Here is a 4,124-nt window from a genome sequence, read left to right on the forward strand (position 1 = left end):
GCCTTTTTGTCCCCGGGGGCGCGCCGCGACTCGGTGTCGGCGGGGCCGGCGCGGGTGGCGGCTCTGATCTCGGCGACCTCGGTGAACTCGGTGTCGCCGAAACCGCGGGTGGCCAGCGCGGCGGTGCCGATACGCAGGCCGGAGGTGACCATCGGCGGGCGCGGGTCGAACGGGACGGCGTTGCGGTTGACGGTGATACCGACCTCGTGGAGGAGGTCTTCGGCCTGCTGGCCGTCGAGTTCGGAGTTACGCAGGTCGACCAACACCAGGTGCACGTCGGTGCCGCCGGTCAGGACCGAGACACCCTTGTCCTTGACATCGGCGCCGGTCAAACGTTCGGCCAGGATCCGGGCACCGGAGAGGGTGCGCTGCTGGCGGTCGGCGAACTCCTCGGTCGCGGCGATCTTGAACGCGGCGGCCTTGGCGGCGATGACGTGCATGAGCGGGCCGCCCTGCTGGCCGGGGAACACCGCCGAGTTGAGTTTCTTGGCGAATTCCTGCTTGGCCAGGATCAGACCGGAGCGGGGGCCGCCGAGGGTCTTGTGCACGGTGGAGGACACGACATCGGCGTACGGGACCGGGGAGGGGTGCAGGCCGGCGGCGACGAGACCGGCGAAGTGGGCCATGTCGACCCACAGGTAGGCGCCGACCTCGTCGGCGATCTCGCGGAAGCGCGCGAAGTCCTGGTGACGGGGGTAGGCCGACCAGCCGGCGACGATCACCTTCGGCTTGGCCTTGATCGCGATGTCGCGGACCTCGTCCATGTCGATGCGGTGGTCTTCTTTGGACACGCCGTAGGAGTGGACGTCGTAGAGCTTGCCCGAGAAGTTCAGGCGCATGCCGTGGGTGAGGTGACCGCCGTGGGCGAGGTCGAGACCGAGCAGGGTTTCGCCGGGGTTCATCAACGCCATCAGCACCGCGGCGTTGGCTTGGGCGCCGGAGTGGGGTTGGACGTTGGCGAACTCGGCGCCGAAGAGTTCCTTGGCGCGGTCGCGGGCCAGGGTTTCCACCACGTCGACGGCTTCGCAGCCACCGTAGTAGCGGCGGCCGGGGTAGCCCTCGGCGTATTTGTTGGTGAGCACGGAACCCTGCGCTTGCAGGACCGCGCGGGGCACGAAGTTCTCCGAGGCGATCATCTCGAGGGTGTCGCGTTCGCGGGCGAGCTCGCCCGCCATCGCGGCGGCCAACTCGGGATCGAGCTCACCGAGAGACTGGGTATTCACCGAAGCGGTCGTCTGCGTCACGACCTTCAGTCTATGGGCCGCGCGCGGACGCCCGAGCACGGGGATAGCGCAACCCCGGCGCGGCCGCCACCCGGGAGACGCAGCTCACAGGCTTGCGGCCGCGCCGCGGACCGCTCGAACAGGCCGGGAAGTCGTAACAGCGTCCGGCGCGGTGACCGATGACACAGTCATGAACTCACTGCCCGTCACCCCGGCCATCGCCCCGTCCAACCCCATCGAAGCGCTCCTGCTGATGCTGTCGCAGCTGATGTGCTCGCTCTCCGCCGGAGAAGGGTGCGCGATCATCGCGTGATCCCTAGCCCGCCGAGGCGGGTGCCATCCGCCGGATCGCGCCCGGCGTGAGCGGCTCGTCGAGCAGGCGCCCGAACCGCTCGACCCGATCCTGCGCGTCGACGGCGTTGTCGAGCCAGCCGCCGAGCAGCCGATAGCCCTCCACGTAGGTGCTGATGTAGGCCCGCCACAGCGGCGAGGACAGGAAACGCAGCGACTGGCGCGCCCGCTCCGGCGTGGCCAGGCTCCAGCGTTGCAGGAACGCCGCCACCTCGTCGTCGCTGCGGTGCTGATCGTGCAGCAGCAGTGCCGCGTCCTGCCGCACGCCCAGCAGTTTCGCCGACGCGGTCGAGAAACGTTCGGCCCGCTCACCGTCGAAACGCAGGCCGAGATCGGCGTAGATCTCCTGCGCCCACGCACCCCAGCCCGGCCCGATGATCGACTGCAGGGCCAGGTCGGCCAGGCCTTCGGCCATCAGGCACTGCGGGGTGTTGACCAGGAACAGCGTCTGCTCGTCCTCGCCCGCGGCGACCAGCCCGGCCTCCTTGCGGCAGTGCTCGGTGTGATGCCCGGGGTAGGACTCGTGCGCGATCAGCGCGGGCAGGTGCGCCATGTGCTGCTTGAGGTCGGAGTTGATCGCGACCGTGGAGCGGAAGTTCCCCAGGTAGTAGTTGAATCCGGACCACGGCTTGTCGCCGACCACCTCGTAGGTGACGGTCTCGTGGTCGGGCAGCGGATAGCGATCGCGGACCCGCTCGCGCAGCGCGCTGGAGAACGCCTCGACGCACACGGCGAGCCGCTCCGGCGGGATCTCGTCGCCGCGCCGGTACGCGGCGGCGCGCTCGGCCAGCGGACCGTCGCCGCCGAGCACCTCGTCCATCAGGCGGTGGGCTTCGCGGTAGTCGTCGGGGTCGCCGGGGGCGATGTCGACGTCGAAATAGGCGCGGACCTCGTCGACGAATCCGATCTCCTCGCCGGCGAACTTGCGGGCGGAGCACTCCATCGCCACCAGGTGCGCGTCGAGGAATTCGGTGCGCCGCGCCGACAGGCCCGCATCGGCCAGGCCGGCGCGCAGGTCGACGGCCCGCTTCACCAGCTCGGCCGGATCGGGGACGGGCGCGTTCTCGACGTCGCGACGCAACTGCGGGTCGCCGGTGTAGGCGTCGACGAAGCCTTCTTCGAGCCGGTCGAAAGCCAGTCCGAGCCGCAGGTATTCAGTGACAAGTAGATGTGACCCCATAGTGCCCGACCTTACGGGGTGAATCGGAAAAGCGGGTCCTACCTCGGGATTGTCGTTCGTTACCGGCCAGTAGCCAAACCCCCCGTTGCGCGTGGTCGACCGAGACGGAGCACAATCGCGGCATGCGGTCAGAGTTATCCCGGATCTCACTGGACGGGCAGCCCAGCTGTGCGTGCGCGCCCGAACGGAGCGTCGGGTAGGTGGCACGGATAAGCGAGCCGAGCCCGTATGTGGAGTTCGACCGGAAGCAGTGGCGCACCCTGCGCAAGTCGACTCCGCTGGTCCTGACCGAGGAGGAACTGACCGGCCTGCGTGGTCTCGGCGAGCAGATCGATCTCGAGGAAGTCGCCGAGGTCTACCTGCCGCTCGCCCGTCTGATCCATCTCCAGGTGGCCGCGCGCCAGCGGCTGTTCGCCGCCACCGCGACCTTCCTCGGCGAGAAGCATCCGGACAAGCAGGTGCCGTTCGTGATCGGCGTCGCGGGCAGTGTCGCGGTCGGCAAGTCGACGACCGCGCGCGTACTGCAGGCGCTGCTGGCCCGCTGGGACCACCATCCGCGGGTCGACCTGGTGACCACCGACGGATTCCTCTATCCCACCGCCGAACTCACCCGCCGCGGCATCATGCACCGCAAGGGTTTCCCGGAGAGCTACGACCGCCGCAAGCTGCTGCGCTTCGTCACCGAGGTGAAGTCGGGCGCCGAAGAGGCGTGCGCGCCGGTGTATTCGCACGTCTCCTACGACATCGTGCCCGATGAGGCGCACTGCGTTCGTCAGCCCGACATTCTCATCGTCGAGGGGCTGAACGTGCTGCAGACCGGTCCGCGGCTGATGGTCTCGGACCTGTTCGACTTCTCCATCTATGTCGACGCCAGGATCGAGGACATCGAGAACTGGTACGTGCAGCGCTTTCTCGCATTGCGCAAGACCGGCTTCGCCGACCCCGACGCGCACTTCCACCACTACGCCGGATTCAGTGACGAGCAGGCCACCGCGGCCGCGCGCGACATCTGGAACTCGACGAACCGGCCCAATCTGGTGGAGAACATCCTGCCGACCCGCCCGCGCGCAACGCTGGTGCTGCGCAAGGACTCCGACCACACGATCAACCGGTTGCGGCTGCGCAAGCTCTGATCAGTGGGGTGTGCGCACTTCGATCACGTTGTGCAACACCGGTTTACCGTCGACGTACAGATCGCCGGTGATGGTGCCGAACGGCGCGGCCTGGCCGGTGTGGCGCAGCTCGAGCGCGATCGGTGCGGTCACCACGCGCAGCACCGGGTCGGTGCCGGCCTGTGTCCAGCCGTCGCGGTAGCGCCACACCGTCGACGAGACGAGCGTCTGTGGTTCGGCGCGATCCCAGAGCAAACG

General features: G+C 68.5%; 5 protein-coding genes. 2 read left to right on the forward strand and 3 right to left on the reverse strand.

What is annotated here, in order from left to right; genetic code table 11:
* Positions 1–1,244, reverse strand: a 1,244-nt coding sequence (glyA, locus tag ACFWPJ_RS26365) for a serine hydroxymethyltransferase (protein WP_378855198.1), incomplete at its 3' end; no start/stop codon positions are given.
* 151 nt (positions 1,245–1,395) lie between these two features.
* On the opposite strand from glyA, the gene ACFWPJ_RS26370 reads away from it, so the two are divergent.
* Entirely contained in the window at positions 1,396–1,536 is a 141-nt protein-coding gene (locus tag ACFWPJ_RS26370) for a hypothetical protein (RefSeq protein ID WP_378855200.1), read from the forward strand.
* Between the two features lie 3 nt (positions 1,537–1,539).
* On the opposite strand, the gene ACFWPJ_RS26375 is transcribed toward ACFWPJ_RS26370, so the two are convergent.
* Positions 1,540–2,754, reverse strand: a complete 1,215-nt coding sequence (locus tag ACFWPJ_RS26375) for a DUF885 domain-containing protein (RefSeq protein WP_378855202.1) — start codon at positions 2,752–2,754, stop codon at positions 1,540–1,542.
* A 200-nt stretch (positions 2,755–2,954) separates the two neighbouring features.
* Between ACFWPJ_RS26375 and coaA the strand changes: the two genes are divergently transcribed.
* Entirely contained in the window at positions 2,955–3,887 is a 933-nt protein-coding gene (gene coaA, locus ACFWPJ_RS26380; RefSeq protein WP_378855204.1) for a type I pantothenate kinase, read from the forward strand.
* Here coaA and ACFWPJ_RS26385 read toward each other — a convergent pair.
* The coding region (locus ACFWPJ_RS26385; protein WP_378855206.1) for a hypothetical protein at positions 3,888–4,124 on the reverse strand (237 nt) is incomplete at its 5' end.

Source organism: Nocardia sp. NPDC058497 (assembly GCF_042720195.1).
Lineage (GTDB): Bacteria > Actinomycetota > Actinomycetes > Mycobacteriales > Mycobacteriaceae > Nocardia.